The sequence below is a fragment of the Streptomyces sp. NPDC042259 genome, from assembly GCF_055582085.1.
The window spans coordinates 15,803-34,226 of the sequence record NZ_JBVJDW010000012.1; the positions used below are offsets into that span (position 1 = coordinate 15,803).

General features: G+C 70.7%; 14 protein-coding genes. 11 read left to right on the forward strand and 3 right to left on the reverse strand.

Going from position 1 to position 18,424, the window contains the following annotated elements:
* The first annotated feature begins 114 nt into the window (after window positions 1-114).
* The 4 genes from ACZ6MA_RS27280 to ACZ6MA_RS27295 all read left to right on the forward strand — a co-directional run bounded on the left by ACZ6MA_RS27280 (window position 115) and on the right by ACZ6MA_RS27295 (window position 4,489).
* Window positions 115-2,343, forward strand: a complete 2,229-nt coding sequence (locus tag ACZ6MA_RS27280; protein WP_469436738.1) for an MMPL family transporter — start codon at window positions 115-117, stop codon at window positions 2,341-2,343.
* A gap of 5 nt (window positions 2,344-2,348) precedes the next feature.
* On the forward strand, window positions 2,349-3,524 hold the full coding sequence (locus tag ACZ6MA_RS27285) for a sensor histidine kinase (protein ID WP_469436739.1): 1,176 nt from the start codon (window positions 2,349-2,351) through the stop codon (window positions 3,522-3,524).
* Window position 3,525: 1 nt separating this feature from the next.
* Entirely contained in the window at window positions 3,526-4,188 is a 663-nt protein-coding gene (locus tag ACZ6MA_RS27290; protein WP_469436741.1) for a response regulator, read from the forward strand.
* A gap of 70 nt (window positions 4,189-4,258) precedes the next feature.
* On the forward strand, window positions 4,259-4,489 hold the full coding sequence (locus ACZ6MA_RS27295; RefSeq protein WP_469436742.1) for a hypothetical protein: 231 nt from the start codon (window positions 4,259-4,261) through the stop codon (window positions 4,487-4,489).
* A gap of 75 nt (window positions 4,490-4,564) precedes the next feature.
* On the opposite strand, the gene ACZ6MA_RS27300 is transcribed toward ACZ6MA_RS27295, so the two are convergent.
* The 3 genes from ACZ6MA_RS27300 to ACZ6MA_RS27310 all read right to left on the reverse strand — a co-directional run bounded on the left by ACZ6MA_RS27300 (window position 4,565) and on the right by ACZ6MA_RS27310 (window position 8,650).
* The gene (locus ACZ6MA_RS27300) at window positions 4,565-5,113 is read right to left on the reverse strand and encodes a putative immunity protein (protein WP_469436744.1); all 549 of its coding nucleotides are present in this window, start codon (window positions 5,111-5,113) and stop codon (window positions 4,565-4,567) included.
* Window positions 5,114-5,143: 30 nt separating this feature from the next.
* Window positions 5,144-6,235: an NHL domain-containing protein gene (locus ACZ6MA_RS27305; RefSeq protein WP_469436746.1), complete on the reverse strand. Its 1,092-nt coding sequence runs from the start codon at window positions 6,233-6,235 to the stop codon at window positions 5,144-5,146.
* Between the two features lie 108 nt (window positions 6,236-6,343).
* Window positions 6,344-8,650: an NHL repeat-containing protein gene (locus ACZ6MA_RS27310; RefSeq protein ID WP_469436748.1), complete on the reverse strand. Its 2,307-nt coding sequence runs from the start codon at window positions 8,648-8,650 to the stop codon at window positions 6,344-6,346.
* Window positions 8,651-10,276: 1,626 nt separating this feature from the next.
* Here ACZ6MA_RS27310 and ACZ6MA_RS27315 point away from each other — a divergent pair.
* The 7 genes from ACZ6MA_RS27315 (at window position 10,277) to ACZ6MA_RS27345 (ending at window position 18,389) form a co-directional block, all read left to right on the forward strand.
* Complete coding sequence (locus tag ACZ6MA_RS27315) at window positions 10,277-11,638, forward strand: glycosyltransferase (RefSeq protein WP_469436749.1); 1,362 nt, start codon at window positions 10,277-10,279, stop codon at window positions 11,636-11,638.
* Window positions 11,639-11,775: 137 nt separating this feature from the next.
* Window positions 11,776-12,876, forward strand: a complete 1,101-nt coding sequence (locus ACZ6MA_RS27320; protein ID WP_469436751.1) for a calcium:cation antiporter — start codon at window positions 11,776-11,778, stop codon at window positions 12,874-12,876.
* Between the two features lie 391 nt (window positions 12,877-13,267).
* Window positions 13,268-15,118, forward strand: coding sequence for a phage tail sheath C-terminal domain-containing protein (locus ACZ6MA_RS27325; protein WP_469436752.1), 1,851 nt, complete (start codon window positions 13,268-13,270; stop codon window positions 15,116-15,118).
* A gap of 7 nt (window positions 15,119-15,125) precedes the next feature.
* Window positions 15,126-15,650 (forward strand): phage tail protein, encoded by a 525-nt coding sequence (locus ACZ6MA_RS27330; protein WP_087924793.1) that lies wholly within the window; start codon window positions 15,126-15,128, stop codon window positions 15,648-15,650.
* Between the two features lie 12 nt (window positions 15,651-15,662).
* Window positions 15,663-16,394 carry a hypothetical protein gene (locus tag ACZ6MA_RS27335; RefSeq protein ID WP_469436754.1) on the forward strand — a complete coding sequence of 244 codons (732 nt, stop codon included), beginning with the start codon at window positions 15,663-15,665 and terminating at the stop codon, window positions 16,392-16,394.
* A complete protein-coding gene (locus tag ACZ6MA_RS27340; protein WP_469436756.1) occupies window positions 16,387-17,118 on the forward strand; it encodes a hypothetical protein in 732 nt (243 codons plus the stop codon). Before ACZ6MA_RS27335 ends, ACZ6MA_RS27340 begins: the two co-directional genes overlap by 8 nt.
* Window positions 17,115-18,389 (forward strand): Pvc16 family protein, encoded by a 1,275-nt coding sequence (locus tag ACZ6MA_RS27345; protein WP_469436758.1) that lies wholly within the window; start codon window positions 17,115-17,117, stop codon window positions 18,387-18,389. The genes ACZ6MA_RS27340 and ACZ6MA_RS27345 overlap by 4 nt, the downstream gene beginning before the upstream one ends.
* The last annotated feature ends 35 nt before the right edge of the window (window positions 18,390-18,424 follow it).

Genomic DNA, 18,424 nt, shown 5'->3' on the forward strand with positions numbered 1-18,424 from the left:
GTGTGAAGCCACCGGGGGCGGTGCCTCGCCCCGGCGTGTCCACCGACCGGTGGACACGAAGTTCAACCGGCCGGGGCTGCCGGGAGCGGTGGCCCAGCGACCAGCATGAAGGCCATGACGACTTTCCCTGTACGCATGGCCCGTTGGAGCGCCGGGCATCCGTGGCGCGCCATAGCGGGCTGGTTCCTCTTCGTCGCCCTGTGTCTCGGCGCCGGGATCTCGGCCGGCAGCAACGTGGCGACCAGCGCGGACTTCCGCGTCGGCGAAGCGGGCCGGGCCGAGGCCATGGCGGCCGGGGGCGGCCTGCAGCAAAGGCCCGTGGAGCGGGTGCTCATCTCCGCGAAGCCCGGCACGGGCCCGCTCCAGAGCGCCGCGGCGGACGCCGTCGCCCGGGACGTCACGGCCCGGATGCGCACCCTTCCCGAAGTCCGTTCCGTGGCCGGCCCCGTGCGCTCCGCCGACGGCAAAGCGGTCCGGGTGGACGTGACCATGCAGGGGCCCGAACTCGACGGCAAGAAGCACGTCGAGGCGCTGCGGGCACAGACCGCCGCCGTACGGGCCGCGCACCCCGGACTGCGGGTGGAGGAGACCGGCAGCCCCTCCATCAGCAAGGGCGTCGAGAAGCTGCGGGGAGACGATCTGTCCCGCACGGAGATGATCGCGCTGCCCGTCACCCTGATCACCCTGCTGTTCGTGTTCCGCTCCGTGGCGATGGCCCTCGTGCCGCTGCTGCTGGCACTCTCCTCGATCGCCGCCGCCGTCGGCCTGTCCATGCTGGCCTCGCACGCCTTCCCCGACGCCGGGGTCGGCACCAACGTCATCCTGCTGATCGGCCTGGCGGTCGGCGTCGACTACACCCTCTTCTACCTCAAGCGCGAACGCGAGGAACGGTCCCGGGCGGGCGGCCGGCTCAGCCCACAGGCCGTGGTGGAACTCGCCGCCGCCACCTCCGGACGGGCCGTCGTGCTCTCCGGGCTCGCCGTCGCCGTCTCCAGCGCGACGCTGTACCTGGTGGACGACGTCATCTTCTCCTCGATCGCCACGGGCGCGATCGTCGTCACCCTCGTCGCCGTGGTCAGCTCGCTCACCGTGCTGCCCGCCCTGCTGGCCACGTTCGGTGAACGGGCCGAGCGCCGGGCGGTTCGCAAAGCCGCCCGCGCGGCCCGGGGGAGCGGGATCACGCGGCCGAGGCAGCCGAAGCAGAGCAAGCGGCCGAAGGCCGGCGCCGGCCGGGTGACCGGTGCGGTCCTGCGGGCCACGAGCAAGCGCCCGGCCGTCACCCTGACGGCCGCCGTCCTCGCCACCCTCGCCCTGGCCGCCCCCCTGGTGGGCCTGAAGCTGACCGACATGGGACGCGAGACCCACCCCCGCTCCATCCCGGCCATGCGGACGTACGACCGGCTGAACCACGCCTTCCCGGAACTCAAGTCCATGCACCAGGTCGTCGTACGCGCCGAGCCCGCCCGCGCCGACGAGGTGACCGGCGCGCTGCGCGAACTCGCCCGCCGCGCCGAAGCCGACCCGGCCATCACCGGCCCGGCACAGCTGCGCACCTCCGACGACCGGCGCGTCAGCCTGCTGGAACTGCCCGTACCGCACCACGTGAGCACCGAGGCCGCGCAGACGTCCCTCGAACGCCTCCGCGAGACCTATGTGCCTGCCACGGTCGGTGACGTGCCCGGCGCCCGGAGCGCGGTGACCGGAGACGTCGCCCGCTACGCCGACTACCCCCGCCACCAGCGGCAGAAGCTGCCGATGATCATCGGTTCCCTGCTCCTGGTCACCTTCGCCATCACGGTATGGGCGTTCCGTTCCGTGGTCCTCGGCCTCGTCGGCGTGGTGCTGAACCTGCTCTCGGCCGCCGCCTCGCTCGGTCTGCTGGTGCTGGTCTTCCAGGGCGACTGGGCCCAGAGCCTGCTCGACTTCACCTCCACCGGCTCGATCGGCTCCCGGGTACCGCTGTTCCTGTTCGTCATCCTCTTCGGCCTGTCGATGGACTATCAGGTGTTCGTCATCAGCCGGATCCGGGAGGCCGTACTCCGCGGTGTGCCGACCCGGCAGGCGGTACTCGACGGCATCGGCAGTTCGGCGAGTGTGGTGACCAGCGCCGCCTTCGTGATGGTGACGGTGTTCGCCAGCTTCGTCCCCCTGCACATCATGGAGATGAAGCAGATCGGCTTCAGCCTGGCGGTCGCCGTACTCATCGACGCCTTCGTCATCCGGATCGTGATCCTTCCCGCCCTCATGCTGCTGCTCGGTGACCGGTGCTGGTGGCCGACGCGGAACAGGCCCGGGGCACGAAGCGCCGCCCCGGTCGGCCGGCCGCTCGAAAACGTAGGCTGACCAGCATGAACCAACGGCCGCAGCCCCACGACCAGTTCTGGATAGCCACGCTCCACCGGTGGTACACCCTCGCCTGGGTGCTCCTCGGCCTCGCCCCCTCCGTCATCGGTGTGCGCAACGACTCCGGCACGGCGAAATACTGGTCGTTGGCGTTGCTGGCCGTGATGTCCCTCGGTTACGCGGCCCTGCGCCTCTTTCCGGACAACCCCGTATGGCGTCGACCGGTCCATCTGTGCGTCCTGGCCCTCGGTGTGGGGGCGATGGCCGGACTGCCCGGGGGCGGCGCGGCGCTGTTCATCGTGTCGCTCCCACAGTTCTGGATCTTCACCGCGGGCCCGGTACCCGCCGTTGCCTTCAGTGGTGCCGCCGTCGTGGCGACCGTGACCACCCGGGCCGTCCAGCACGCGGACCTCCTCACGGGCAATGTCGTCGTCACCGTCCTCGGCTATGTGGCCGGTGTGCTGGTGGGGCTGCTGGTGCACCGCCTGGTGCGGCAGAGCGACGAACGCGCCCGCCTCCTCAACACCGAGCTGGTAAACGCGCAACGGCAACTGGCCGAGGCGCACCAGCGACAAGGCGCAGCGGAGGAACGCGAACGCCTCGCGCGGGACATCCACGACACCCTCGCCCAGGGCTTCGCGTCCATCATCGTGCTCGCCGAAGCGGCCCGTACCGGTCTTCGCACCGCTCCGGAACGGAGCGCCCAGCAGTTGCTCTCCATCGAGCACACCGCGCGCGAGAACCTCGCCGAGGCGCGCGTCCTGGTCGGCTCGGCCCCGCGCAGCGGAATCGCCCCCGGCTCGGTCGCCGACACCCTGCGCCGCACCCTGGACCGGTTCGCCGAAGACACCGGGCTCGCCGTCAGCGCGGAGCTGCCGGACGTGACATGCGACCAGCAGACCCGGATCGCCCTCCTGCGCTGCAGCCAGGAGTCACTGGCCAACGTCCGCAAACACGCGGCGGCCTCCACGGTCGGCGTCGTCCTCACCGACCATGGCCACGGGCTGGAGCTGGAGATCACCGACGACGGCCGCGGCTTCCTCGTCGGCGACTCCCATGGCTTCGGCCTCGACGGCATGCGCAAGCGGCTGGCCGAACTCGGCGGCGCGCTCACGGTCACCAGCTCGGTCGGCGACGGCACCCGCGTCCTCGCCCAGGTACCCACGAACGGTCAGGTGTGACATGACGGCCGAGACAACGACAGAGGACCGGCTCCGCGTCATCGTGGTGGACGACCACACGGTGATGCGCGCCGGTGTGATCGCCCTGCTGGCCTCGGAGCCCGCCATCGACATCGTCGGCGAAGCGGCCGACGGCCGGCGGGCCGTGGAACTCGTCGAGCGCCTCGAACCCGATGTGGCACTGATCGATCTGCGGATGCCGGTCCTCGACGGGGTGGCCGCCACCACGGAAATCGTGGCGGGCCGGACCGGGACGCATGTACTCATCCTGACGACGTACGACACCGACGTCGAGATCGAGCGGGCGGTCGAGGCGGGCGCCATCGGCTACCTCCTCAAGGACACCACCCGCGAACAACTCGTCGACGCCATCCGCTCCGCCGCACGGGGAGAGACGGTGCTGGCCCCCCGGGTGGCCCAGCGGCTCATGGCCCGAATGCGGCAACCCGCCCCCGTGACCCTGACCGCGCGGGAGCGTGACGTGCTGAACGCGGTCGCCGACGGCCTGTCCAACGCCGACATCGGCAAGCGGCTGGTCATCGCGGAAGCCACGGTCAAGACCCACCTGCTGCGTGTCTTCGCGAAGCTCGACGTCAGCGACCGCACGCACGCGGTGGTCACCGCCCTCGAACGCGGCTTGCTCGGCCGCCCGGAACGCGGGTAGGTACGGACTTCGGCGTACGGAGGGGAAAGCGAGTCGCGGACGGCGCCCCCCACCTGCCATGGTGTCCGTCATGAGTTCCGAGCCGGGCGACCGGACCCGCCGTCCCACGATGGCCATGTTCGCCCGACTGCCACGGTGGATGAAGGCGGCCGGGAACCGCGACGAGGTGCTGGCCGGGCTGGCGACTCTTCGGAACCTGGCCACGCGGTCCACCGCTGCGGAACGGTCCGACGCCGCATACGAGCGCGATGACCTTCCCCGCCCCCACCGGAGCATGTACTTCCGGGGTGGTCCCTACTGAGCAGACGATGATCGGCGTCATCGGCACTGTGCGCCCTGCCCCGGCGCCGGCTTCGACCCGCCTGGACGCTGAAAGTCACTCAGCGGTGGTGAGTGAACGAAGGCCGGCGTCCAGCAGGCGGATCAGCTCACCGACCCGTCCGCCGCCACTCGGCGCCGCCGGAAAGCGTGTGAGCACGTCAATGACGACTGGTGTCGCCCGACGCACCGTCCGCTCAACGCTTTCGGCACCGACGCTCCGATCGTCGCCGGCGACGAGTTCGGCTGCTCTGGCCGCGTAAGCGCCGGCTCCGAGGATGTGCTTGACCTGGGTGGCCTTGGCCAACGGATGCAGGTAGGCGGCGCCTGCCGCGGACATCGCAGCCCACGCTGCCTCTCGGGCAGCCGCCGTATCCGCGTCCTTGGCCGCTTTGAGGGCCGCCGATGCCGTGTCGCGCAGAGACTTCCCGCGTTCGCCGCCCCGAGCGAACTCCCACGCGGCACCGATAGCGTCTCGAGGCCGCGAGTCATCCGGCTGATCGGCCTCGAATACCTCAAGCGCCGCCTCCGCACAGGCCGCGGCGAACGCGGCGATCTCACGAAGGTCCTGCTTGCTCAGAACGATTTCGCTCGCGTCCCCTGTCATGGGTTCCATCTTCCACGATTGCGCGGAGCGCTAGTTGGCCCCGTCACTAACTTCCGCCCCGCCGCGCACCTTCCGCACCCGGTGGTTGCCGAAGTCGGCGATGTACAGGTCGCCGGTGACATCGACCGCGATGCCCAGGGGCTGATCGAGCAGAGCCAGAGGCGCGGGCCCGCCGTCACCGCCGTATCCTTTCGCCCCTCCGCCCGCCACCGTGGTGATGATTCCGTCCGTACCGACCTTCCGGACCCGCTCATTGCCGTAGTCGGTGAGATAGAGGTTGCCGATGCCGTCGGCCACCACGCATTGCGGCAGATTCAGGGCGGCAGCGGTGGCGGGGCCTCCGTCACCGCTGCAACCGATGGTGCCGTCGCCGGCCACGGTGGTGATGATGCCCTCGGGGCCCACCCTCCGCACCCGGTGGTTGTACCGGTCCGCGATGTAGAGATTGCCGATGCCGTCGAAGGCCACGGCGTGGGGGAAGTGGAGCGAGGCGGCGGTGGCGGGCCCGCCGTCGCCACCGAAGCCGTCGGCACCGTCGCCGGCCACGGTGGTGATGACACCGTCCGGACCCACCCTTCGCACCCGGTGGTTGTAGTCATCGGCGATGTACAGATCACCGGCGGCGTCGACCACCAGGGCGTGGGGAAAGTTCAGTCGGGCGGCGGTGGCGGGGCCGCCGTCGCCGCCGAAGCCGGGGGTGCCGTCGCCGGCCACGGTGCTGATGGTGCCGTCCGGGCCCACCTTGCGCACCCGCTGGTTGGAGCGGTCCGCGATGTACACGTTGCCCTCGCCGTCCAGCGCCACACCGGCGGGGTCCCTCAGGCTCGCGGCCGTGGCGGGGCCGCCGTCACCGCCGTATCCCTTGGCGCCGTCGCCGGCCACGGTGGTGATGACGCCGTCCGGACCCACCTTGCGCACCCGGTGGTTCTGGTAATCGGCGATGTAGAGCGAACCGAGGCCATCGAGCGCCACGCCGAAGGGGCAGTGCAGACCGGCCGCCGTGGCGGGCCCGCCGTCGCCGCCGAACCCGGCGGTGCCGGTGCCCGCCACCGTCGTGATGCCGCTCCCGGACGGCGCCGCTGTCGGCCCCGCGATGTCGTCCCGCGTTGTGGTCACAGCCACCAAGCCCCCTTTCGCCGGTGAACGAGCGGGCCCCCGGGCCGACCGGACCGCCGTCCACCCATGCCCAGCCGGGGCGTGGGTGGACGGCGGTGGTCGGCCACGCGTGCGTCAGAGGACGCGGCCGGTCAGTGGTACGGGTGCCAGGCGGCCGATGGTGACCTTGCCGTCGTTGGGCTGGGTGCCTGATGTCGCGCTGGGCAGGGCGCGGATCACGAGGGTGTGGATGAGGGACGTCTTGTCGGTGGTCCCGGTGTTGAGGTGCGGGTTGGAGCGGATGACGAGAGTCTTGCCGCCGTCCTCCAGCCGGGTCTCGAGGTTGCCTGTGACGTAGGGCTTGGTGGTGTAGTAGCCGTAGGAGGCGGCGCCGGTGAATTCGAAGCCGGTGGGCGCGGTGATGCGCTGCTCGATGGTGCCGGGGTTGACGGGCTGGTTGTTGAGCGAGCGGAATTCGAGGTTGAACTTCGCGATCTGACCGGGGGCTGCCGCGGGCACCGTCGCCTGGACCACGCGCAGCGCTGTCTCGTCCTGGGCGCTGCCGGTGACCTTGCCGGAGATCTGGACGGGTACGTGACGGCCGATGCTGGCGGAACCGTTGTCGTACTGCCCGGGTGTGGCGTCGGGGCGGACCTGGACGGGAATGGTGTAGAGCACCGAGCCGGCGTCACTGGTCGTGGTGTTGACGTGCGGGTTGGCCGTGATGATCAGGGTCCGGCCGCCGTCCTCGATCCGGTGGTCGAGGGTTCCGGTGACGACGCCGTCGAGGGCCTCGTAGTACGCGTACGTGGGCCGGCCGTCGAAGAGGAAGCCCGCGGGCGCGGTGAAGCGCTGCGTGATCGTGCCGGGATTGACGGGCTGCCCGGTGGGCGAGGCGTACCGCATGGTGAAGGCGGTCCGCTGGCCCGGCGCGGCTTCCGGAACGGTGTCCTGGTAGATCGTCAGTTCCGTCTCGTCCGCGACGGGGGCCGGCACGACGACCGTGATCGGCAGGGCGTACGTGTTGTCCTTCAGGTTCAGATCGCCGCCGTACTGGATCTCCAGCGTGGACTCGTACGTACCGGGCGGTGTGGTGTCGGGCGCGCTGACCCGGAAGACACCGTCCAGGGTGGCCTGGTTGGGGACGAGCTGCTGTCCGGTGAAGGTGCGGGTCAGGCGCCTTCCCGTGGTGCCGGGCCCGCCCACCAGCCCTTCGGCCAGGGTCAGCACCACGGTCACGTGCTGGCCGTCGGCCGGGTTCGGGCCGCGGTTCCTGATCCGCGCGCCCAGGTCGAATTCATGGCTCCGCTGGACCCGGTAGGGGCTGACGACCTCTCCGTACAGGTCGGCGGCCGGCGGGGGCGCCGGGGTCATCCGGGCGATGGCCGTGACGCCTCGGATCCGGTGGTTGTTCGGGTCGGCGATGTAGAGATTGCCGGATCGGTCCAGGGCCACCCCCGAGGGGTAGAAGAGCCGGGTACCCGCGGCGGGGCCGCCGTCGTCCACGTATCCGGCGGTGCCGTTGCCCGCGACGGTGGTGATGATGCCGTCCGAAGCGACCTTGCGGACCCGGTGGTTGTGGCCGTCACCGATGTACAGGCTGCCGGCTTCGTCCAGCGCCAGGCCCCAGGGGTAGTAGAGGCGGGTGGCGATGGCGGGTCCGCCGTCGGAGACGTATCCGGCGGTGCCGTTGCCCGCGACCGTGGTGATGATGCCGTTGGGGGTGACCTTGCGGATCCGGTGGTTGTGCCGGTCGGCGATGTACAGATGGCCTTCCGCGTCCACGGCCACCCCCAGCGGGTAGTGGAGGCGGGTGGCGATGGCGGGTCCGCCGTCGGAGACGTATCCGGCGGTGCCGTTGCCCGCGACCGTGGTGATGTTCCCGTTGGGGGTGACCTTGCGGATCCGATGGTTGCCGTGGTCCGCGATGTACAGGTTGCCGTCGCGATCCACGGCCACGCCCCACGGGGTGTTCAGCTTCGTGGCCATGGCGGGTCCGCCGTCGGAGAGGTACCCGGCCTCGCCGTTTCCGGCGACGGTGGTGATGATGCCGCTCGGGGACACCTTGCGGACCCGGTGGTTGCTGGTGTCCGCGATGTAGAGGTTGCCCGCGTCGTCCACGGCCACGTCACCCGGGTAGTGGAGCCGGGTGGCGACCGCGGGCCCGCCGTCGGAGATGTATCCGGCGGTGCCGTCGCCCGCGACGGTGGTGATGTTCCCGTTGGGTGTGACCTTACGGATGCGGTGGTTGTGCCGGTCGGCGATATAGAGGTTGCCGTTCTTGTCCACGGCCACGCCGTAGGGGTAGTGCACGGGGGTCAGCGCGCCCGGCCCGCCGTCGGAGACGTACCCGGCCACGCCGTTTCCCGCGACGGTGGCGATGGCGCCTTCGGCCAGGCCCGCGGGCTGCGGACCGGCTCCGGTGCTGGGTGTGGTTGCCATGAGTTGGTGCCCCTGTCTGGTCGGAGGACGCGAGCGGTCAGTGGTACGGGTGCGAGGCGGCCGATGGTGACCTTGCCGTCGTCGGGCTGGCGCCCGATGCCGCGGCTGGACGTTCGCAGGGGTGCGGAAGCGGGCACCGGCCGGGAGGCGGGCGGCACATGGCGGGCACCACCGGGCCGCACGGCCGCCCCGCGGGGGTCCCGCCGCGGGAGCCGGTTGACGCGTCAGCCGATAACGCGCCCGCGTTCGGGAATTCCCTTTCCGTCGCTGGTCGGTCTTCGGCGCACGGCCACGACGAGCCGGAATGAGGTTGAAAATGGACGCGATCCGTCCGCTCGATGTCGGCCCGGTCCCGGCGTGCGAGAGCGGCGGCCTCCTCCTGAATTCCGCTCGGGTCCCGCGTGGCCGAAACGGGATGGGCGAACATCCAAGCGAACGCACCGCGTGAAATAAGATCCATGATGTGCGCCCGAGGCGTCACCGCGCGCGGACTTCTCGCTCGCGGTACGGACCAATGGATTCATGCGGCTTGCCATCGCAAAGGTCCATCCCGGGTGTGGATGTGCGGACCCTGCCGCCGCCCGGCCGATGCGTCGGATGGAAACCTTCCGGTTATTTCCTCGATGCGCGGTGATCGGAACGAGCGAGGACGGAATCACGTTCGATTTATTGTGGTGCGGAATCGGACCGTCAGCGGACAGCCGCCGGCTCGTGGTGCCGACCGCGTCGAGCGCGGTGCTGCCAGTCGCCGGAACCCGCTCGTCCGTCACGCCCCGGGTGACGGCCTCGTGGACCTTCGGTTCCTGGGTGGCCAAGGGGAGTTTCACGGCCTCCGGCCGGGTGTACACGACCGTCGACGGATGCTGCCGGCCGTTCGTCGTCCCCATGCTCTCCGCCCCCCGGTGCGTAAAAAGAGCGGCCGTCAAGTCGGCGGCCCGAAGGAATGGTGGCGCACAGAATCAACCGCCTTGGCTCAGCGCTTCTGAAGGCCGGGCAAAGGCAAGGAAGTTGACGTGTATACCTGTCACTCAAGGCGTGGAGTGCGGTCCGCCCATGAAGTTAACGGCCCGCGTACGCGGCGTGCAATGGGTTCGATTCGGCGTGATTGGCCGGATCCCCCGCAGTGTCCGTAATTACTCGTCGGAAACCCCTTGGCGTGCCTGGCGGGCGGGGAATACGGATACCTTCCGGGTCGGCGCGAAACTGCCCTTCGGTGCCCTATGCGCGTGGTGGTGGGGTCTGGTCACCGGCCGTTTCCTGAGCGAGAGTGGTCGGACTTTCTCTCCCCTGCGCGCAGGATGCGCTCCTCGCTGCCCGGAGGTGCCGCCGCATTATGTACACGGGATTCAGCTGGCCGCTGGTCGGCGGCATGGCGGCCACCCGTGTCGGGGGAGGCGTCGCGCCCGGGCGCGGTGCGCTTCTGGCGGCGATCGGTGCGGCTGCGCTGCCCGTGGGCTTCGTTCTGGGACGGGAGATACAGCGTCGCCTCACCGGGGGCGTCTGGATGGCTGAACCCGCCCCGGAGAAGGAGAGCGGCCTTCCCGTGGTACCCGCGCGCCCGCACTCGGCCCCCGCGGTCCCCGTGGGGCCGCCCTCATGGAGACGTCAGAAGTGGGAGGCCCGTCGGTGAGACGCAAGCTGTTGAGGGCCGTCGACACGATCGGCCTTGCCGTCATCGGCATGTCCGCGGGCTACCTCGCCCTTGCCATGGGCGCGGGCCTCATCGAACTGCGCCGCCAGAGAGCCGCGTTGCGTGTCCAAGGTGACACCGTGTACGGCAGCCCGCATCTGGGGCGCCGCGACAGCCGGCATCTGTACGCCCTCATCCCGTGTCTCAACGAGGAGTCCGTGATCGGTACGACGGTCGCCGGATTGCTCGGACCCCGCACCACGGTCGTGGCCATCGACGACGGTTCGGACGACGCCACCGGGCAGGAGGCCGAACGAGCCGGTGAGGAGGCACGGGCGGCGGGGCGGCCGGGCGAGGCGGTCGTGCTGCGTCGGGAACCGCCGAACGCCCGACAAGGCAAGGGCGAAGCCCTCAACCACGGAATCCGGTGGATCCGCGAGAGCGTCACGGCGCGTGGCCAGGATCCCGGTGAGGTGATCGTGTGCGTGATGGACGCGGACGGCCGCCTCTCGGACCGGGCGCTCGGCCACGTCCTGCCGCTCTTCGACGACCCCCGGGTCGGCGGCGTCCAGCTCGGTGTGCGCATCCGTAACCGCCGTGGAAACTTCCTGACGTGGTTTCAGGACTACCAGTTCTGGGCGATGGCCGCTGTCACGCAGTTCGGCCGCAACCTCACCTCGACCGTCAGCCTCGGCGGCAATGGACAGTTCACCCGGCTCTCGGCCCTCGACGGCCTGGGGGAGCGCCCCTGGTCGCGATCGCTGACCGAGGACCTGGACCTGGCCATCAGCCTCGCCGCGCGGGGATGGCGACTGCGCACCACCGCCCACGCTTCCGTGGACCAGCAGGGTGTGAGCGATCTGCGCCGGCTCGTCCGGCAGCGGACCCGCTGGTACCAGGGCCATATGACGGCGATCCGGCGGATGGGCGAGATATGGCGGGCGCCGCGGATGCGGCACCTGGCCGCCCTGGAGATGTTCTCCTACCTGCTGGTCCCCTGGGTGCTGGACCTGCCCTGGTCGATCCTCTTCCAGTACTGCCTGATCTGGTTCGTCCGCAGCCCCAATGTGCTGGTGCTGCACGGCCGGCGCGTCGCCGCCGTCAACGCGACCTGGCTGAAGTGGCCGGCCAACCTGACCGCCTGGTACCTGCTCACCTTCGCGCCCGCGCTCGCCACGTCCTGGACGTATCTGCGCCGGGACAGAAGCGTCGGCGTGGGGCGGGCCCTGGTGCTCGGGCACTCCTTCGTCGTCATGAACTACATGTCGTTTCTCTGCGCCTGGAGTGCCTTGTTCCGCATGATCCGCGGGCAGACGGGCTGGACCAAGACCGCCCGGGAGGCCGAGGCGGTGGGCTGAGCGTGGCGCGGTACGGCCACGCCGGGACAGTCGCTGTGGCCGTCGCGGGGGCCGGGACTGCACCGGAACCGCACCGGGACTTCGCCGGAACAATACGGATGAAAAGTATTTTCCCGGCTATCTGCGAAGCTTATGTCATGAACCATCAGCTCCGCTTGATTGCCGGGCGTTGGCCCTTCGCCGTGCCCGCTCTGGCCGCCCTCGTGCTCGCCCTGACCTGGGGGCGCTCACTGTCCCCCGCGATGGTGGCGCTGGTGAGCTGCTGTCTGGCCGGTGCGGTGCTCTCCGCGGTGCACCACGCCGAGGTGATCGCGCACCGGGTCGGCGAGCCCTTCGGATCGCTGGTCCTGGCCGTCGCGGTGACCATCATCGAAGTGGCGCTCATCGTGACCCTGATGGCCGACGGCGGCGACAAGAGCAGCTCCCTCGCCCGCGACACCGTCTTCGCCGCCGTCATGATCACATGCAACGGCATCGTCGGCCTGTCGTTGCTGGTGGGCGCGCTCCGCCGCCGGGTGGCGGTGTTCAACGCCGAGGGCACCGGCGCCGCCTTCGGAACCGTGGCGACACTGGCGGGGCTGAGCCTGGTCCTGCCGACCTTCACGACGAGCACCCCGGGGGCGCGGTTCTCCTCGGCCCAGCTGGTCTTCGCCGCGCTCGCCGCGCTGATCCTGTACGGACTGTTCGTGGCGACCCAGACCGTGCGGCACCGTGACTACTTCCTGCCGGTGACCGCCGAAGGCGTGGTCATCGACGCCGACGACCACGCCGACCCGCCCTCGGCGAAGGCCGCCCTCACCAGCCTCGGGCTCCTCGCCGTCGCGCTGCTGTCGGTGGTCGGGCTGGCCAAGGGCGTCTCCCCGACGATCGAGTCCCAAGTGGCCGCCGCCGGGCTGCCCGCCTCGGTCGTCGGAGTCGTCATCGCGTTGCTGGTCCTCCTCCCGGAGACCATCGCGGCGCTGCGCGCGGCGCGCCGCGACCGCGTCCAGACCAGTCTCAACCTCGGTCTCGGTTCGGCCATGGCCAGCATCGGCCTGACCATTCCCGCCGTCGCGGTGGCCTCGATCTGGCTGGAGGGGCCGTTGGTGCTCGGCCTGGGCGCGACCCACATGGTGCTGCTGGCCCTCACCGTCGTCGTCGGCACGCTGACGGTGATCCCGGGCCGTGCGACACCGCTCCAAGGCGGCGTCCACCTCTCCCTGCTGGCGGCGTACATCGTGCTCGCGGTCAGCCCCTGACTTGCCCTTTCGTCGCTTCGGGAGTGTCCGGGTCATATTCATGCGCGGACGACGGGTTCCCGGATCGGAATTCCATTTTCCGCATCGGTGGATCAATACCGGCGCAGCGCGAAGATCGCTTTTCAATTGATCTCCGCAGAAGCGTGTGAAGGAATATGGATTCTTTTCAGATCTTGACGCATGCTTCGAGTTCCGCTCATGATGGGCACGCGCAGAGGCACCAGGAGTCCCAAGCGGGTGCTTGAGTCCCGCGCGGCATGGAGTCGCGTGGTTTATGGCGGGGAACGTCCTATTTTGCATTCGCATGCGCGACTCTGCACGGCGCGCCGAACGCTGAAAAACGATCAGCTCCCCTTCATATCTCTTGGCGTCCGGAGGAAATGGAGGGTCAATGCCGGTGCAACCGACCTATCCCGGCGTCTACATCGAAGAACTTCCCAGCAGCGTCCGCACCATCACGGCGGTCAGCACGTCCGTGGCCGCGTTCCTCGGGCACACCCGCCGGGGCCCGGTCGACCGGCCGGTGACCATCACCAGCTTCGCGGACTACGAGCGCCGGTTCGGCGGTCTCGCCTCGGACAGCGCGGTCAGCTACGCCGTCCAGCAGTTCTTCCTCAACGGCGGATCGGTCGCGGTCATCGTGCGCGTCGGCGCCGCCGGCACCGGCAAGTCCGCGGGCGTGACGCTGACGTCGAGTGAGACCGAGGCGGCCGCCGACGCGCTGGGGCTGACCGCCAAGGAACCGGGGGTATGGGGCTCGGGGCTGCGCGTCGCGGTCGACTACGCCACGCCCAAGCCGAAAGAGACCTTCAACCTGCACGTTTTCGACAGTGCGGGCGGGGCGCGGGAATCCTTCACCGGAATCTCCATGGATCCGGCCCACCCCCGATATGTGAAAGCCCTGGTGGATTCCGCTTCTTCCCTGGTCCAGGTGACTTTGGCCCGAGGCGGCCGCCCCGACCCCGTGGGAACGGTTTCCAAGCCGTTCGGGGAGCGGCTTCCGGATTTGACCGCGGCGATCGACGTGAAAATCGGAGCGGTCAAGCACACATTCAAGATCTACGATCCGCGGACCGACGGCGACGCGCCACCGAAAACCGTGCCGCAACTCGCCCTGCTGCTGGAACGCAAACTGCGGGCCCTTCCCGACGCCCCGGGCAAACGGGCCTTCGCGGGCACCCGGGTCACCGCGTTCGGCCAGCGGCTCCAGGTCGTCGCGGGCTCCCTCGATACGGACGACGTGATCCGTTTCAGCGGCGACGCCGCCGGACCGCTCGGCCTGGAGGACTTCGCCCGGCCGCCCGCCTTCGTCCTCGACGGCGGGCAGGACGCGAGCCCGCCGGGACCGACCGACCTGATCGGCAGCGAGGCCGGGAAGACCGGCATCAACGCCCTGCGCGAGGTCCAGGACGTCAACCTCCTGATCCTGCCGGAGGTGGCCGGCTACACCAACGCCGACGACGCGGCGACCGTCCTGTCCGCCGCCGCGGCCCTGTGCCAGGAGAAGCGGATGTTCCTGGTGGCCGACGCGCCCGCGTCGTGGCGCGGCGTGGACGCCGCACGGGCGGGGCTGTCGATGTTCGAGTCCGTTCCCGGACCGCACGCGGCCTTGTACTTCCCGCACCTGGAGATGGTCGACCTGGTCACCGGGCGGCTCCGGGCCTTCCCGCCGTCGGGCGCCGTCGCGGGGGTCATGGCCCGCACGGACAGCGAGCGCGGGGTGTGGAAGGCACCGGCCGGCACCGAGGCCCGGCTCACCGGGGTGCGGGCGCTCACCGTACCGATGACCGACCGGGAGAACGGGCTGCTCAACCCGCTCGGGCTCAACTGCCTTCGCTCCTTCCCCGTCGTCGGCCCCGTGATCTGGGGCGCGCGGACCCTCGCGGGCGCGGACGTCCTCGCCTCGCAGTGGAAGTACGTACCGGTCAGACGACTGGCGCTGATGCTCGAGGAAAGCCTGTACCGCGGCACCAAGTGGGTCGTCTTCGAGCCCAACGACGAGCGTCTGTGGTCACAGATCCGGCTCAACATCGGCGCGTTCCTGCACACGCTCTTCCAGCAGGGGGCGTTCCAGGGCACGGCCGCGCGCGAGGCGTACTTCGTCAAGTGCGACAAGGACACCACCACGCAGGACGACATCAACCGCGGCGTGGTGAACGTCGTGGTCGGATTCGCTCCGCTCAAGCCCGCGGAGTTCGTGATCGTCAAGATCGAGCAGATGGCCGGACAGATCGAGGTATAGGAGCTCCATGGCCGAGTTCACGGTCAACGCGCAGCGGTTCGACCCGTATAAGAACTTCAAGTTCCTGGTCGTCTGGGACGGGCGCGTCGTCGCAGGCGTCAGCAAGATCAGTCCACTCAAGCGCACCACCGAGGTCGTCAAACACCGTAACGGAGGCGACGCCAGCTCCCCGCGCAAGTCACCGGGGCGCACCGAGTTCGAAGCCGTCACGCTGGAGCGCGGCGTCACCCACGACACCGAGTTCGACCGCTGGGCCAACAAGGTGTGGATGGTCGGCGCGGGCCGCGGATCCGAGGTGTCACTGGCCGACTTCCGCAAGGACATCGTCATCCAGGTGCTCAACGAGGCGGGTCAGGTCGCGGTCTCCCACAAGCTCTACCGCGCCTGGATCAGCGAGTACCAGATCGTCGGTGAACTGGACGCCAACGCCAACGCGGTCGCCATCCAGAGCCTCAAGCTCGAATGCGAGGGCTGGGAGCGGGACTACGAGGTCCCCGAACCCGAAGAGCCCTCGTACCAGCAGCCGGCATAAGACCGGCCACGGATGGAACACCTGGAGGCCGGGGCGCTGCTCGCCGCGTGGGAGGCGGGACTCGCGTCCGACGACGGCGGGCGCGCCCTGCTCCTGCACCGACTCGCCCGCCCGGCCGCCGAGGCCCAGGAACTGCTCTCGGTGCCGGTGGGGCAGCGCGACGCCGAACTGTTCGCCGTCCGGCGGGCGTTGTTCGGGGAGCCGCTGGAGGTGCGCACCGACTGCGCCGAGTGCGGAGAGGAGATGGAGTTCGCGTTCGACGCGTGCGGTCCGAGCGCCGACCGCGACGTACCGGACCGGCCGGTCCGCGTCGAAGTGGGGGAATGGACGGTCGAGTGCGCACTGCCCACCCCCGCCGACCTCGCCGCGGTCGGGGCCGTACCCGACGGCCAAGCCAGAGCGGCGCTGCTGGCCCGGTGCGTCATCCGGGCCGAACACGGCGGGCGGGACGCCACGGACCGGCCCCTGCCCGGCCCCGTGCAGCGGCGCGTCGCCGAGGCCTGTGCGGAGCGCGACCCGTTCGCCGACGTGACGCTCAACGTCACCTGCCCGGCGTGCGGGAAGACGACCCGCGCCGAACTCGACATCGCCTCCTACCTGTGGGCCGAGCTGGACGCCTGGGCCCGCGACCTCCTCCTGGACGTCCATCTGCTCGCCACCGCGTACGGCTGGAGCGAACCGGAGATCCTGACGCTCAGCCCGCTGCGGCGCCGCTACTACCTGGAGCTGTGTGCGGATGCCTGACTTCTTCGACCGCCTGCTGGCGCGCCACGTGCCCGGCCGCGCGCCGACCGCCGCGGCGAGGCTGCGACCGCGCCTGCCAGGACCGTTCGAACGGATCGGGGCGACCGGAACCGACACACCCGGACCGGCCACCTGGCCCGCGCCCACCCCCGGCTCCGCCCGGGACACGGCCCGGCCACCCGAACCCGCGCCGGCCCGGCCGGCCCCACCGGCCGCCACACCCGGGCCCCCCGCGACGACCGCACCGCAACCCGGGCGCCCCGCCCCCGCGATACGCCTCGTTCCCGCACGGCCCCTGCTCGTCGCCCCGCCCCTGCCACCGGCCACCACCACCGCGCCGACCGGCAGACGGACGCCGGACCGGCACCCCGGCACCACACGCCCGGACACCACCGGACAGCCCCCCGGACCAGCCACCCGGCGGGCAGCCCCACCCGCCATCCCGCCCACCTCACCGGCACCGGGCACACCCGCCGTCCCGGCCGTCCGCCCCCAGCCGGCCCCACGGACCGGCGACACCGTGGCCGTCGGCGACCGGCGCCGACGCCAGAAGCCCCCCGAGCGGGTCGTCCACATCAGCATCGGCCGTCTGGAAGTCACCGCCGGGCCGCGGCGGAACCCGGGACCACCGGGCCGGCACACCGGGGCCGGGGACGGCGGGCGGCCCAAGCCCGCCATGCCCCTCGACCAGTACCTCACCGAGGGAAGGGGCAGCACGACGTGAGCAACTCACTGGCCGTCGCCACCGTCACCGAAGCGCTGCGCCTGCTCCTCGCGAACTCCGTCGCCCTCGACGTCCCGTTCGCCGTCGACGTGGCCGCCGTCAAACCACCCGCGCACCCCCCGGCCCAGCCCACCGTCACGGTCTTCCTGTACCAGGTCACGCCCAACGGGACGCTGCGCAACCGCGACACACCGACCCGCACCGGCGACGGCACCCTGCTCACCAGACCCGCCGCCGCCCTCGACCTGCACTACCTGATCAGCTTCTACGGCGACGAGCGGGAACTGGTCGCCCAACGCCTGCTCGGCTCGGTCGTCCGCACCCTGCACGAACTGCCCACCCTGCCCGAGGAACTGATAGCCGAAGCCGTGACCTCGCCGTTCCTCCTGGGCAGCGACCTCGCGGCGGCACCCCAACGGGTGCGGTTCACGCCTTCGCAGATGGACGTGGACGACGCCTCGAAGCTCTGGTCGATGCTCTTCCAGACCCCCTACGCGCTGTCCCTCACCTACCAGGGCACCGCCGTCTTCATCGACGGCAGACAGGAGCCCACAGCCGGGAAACCGGTCCTGCGCCGTACCGTGCGCGCCATCCCGACCCGGCAGCCCCTCATCGACCGGCTGCTGTCCCGCCCCGCCGGATCACCACCGGGCACCGAACCGGTCGAAGGACCGGTCCCGGCGGGTCACGAACTGCTCGCCCGCGGCACGGGACTGCGCGCCGACCGGGTCTCGGCCCGGGTGGGCGGACGCACACTCCCGCTCGACGCCGACCGCGTCCGGGACGACCAGGCCGTCATCCCGGTGCCGGACGACCTGCCGCCCGGCGTCCACTCGGTGCAACTGCTGCACGCCGTCGCCCTGGGCATTCCCGCGACACCGCACTGGGGCCTCGAATCCAACGCCGCCACGTTCGCCCGCCGCCCCGGCATCACCGGGCCCATCGGCGTCGAGGGCCGCACCGGCGACGACGAAGTGTCGGCCGTCCTCGCCCTCCGCCTCGACATGCCCCTCCACGCCGACCAGCGGGTGCTGCTCCTGCTCGACGAGTTGCGGCCACCACCGGGCCGGCGCGCCGCCGGATACCAGTTCCGCGCGCCCTTCCCGCTCGGCGAACGGCCCGACCCGAAACGGCTCAAAATCGCGATCGCCCACGTCCGTCCGGTCGCCTACCTGGTCCGGATCCAGGTCGACGGGGTGCCGAGCGCCCTCACGTTCTCCGCCGGGGGCACGTTCGACGGCCCGGCGGTCGACCTCGGCGAGACGCGCTGACGGGGGCCGGACGGTGACGAGAGGGGGGACCGGGG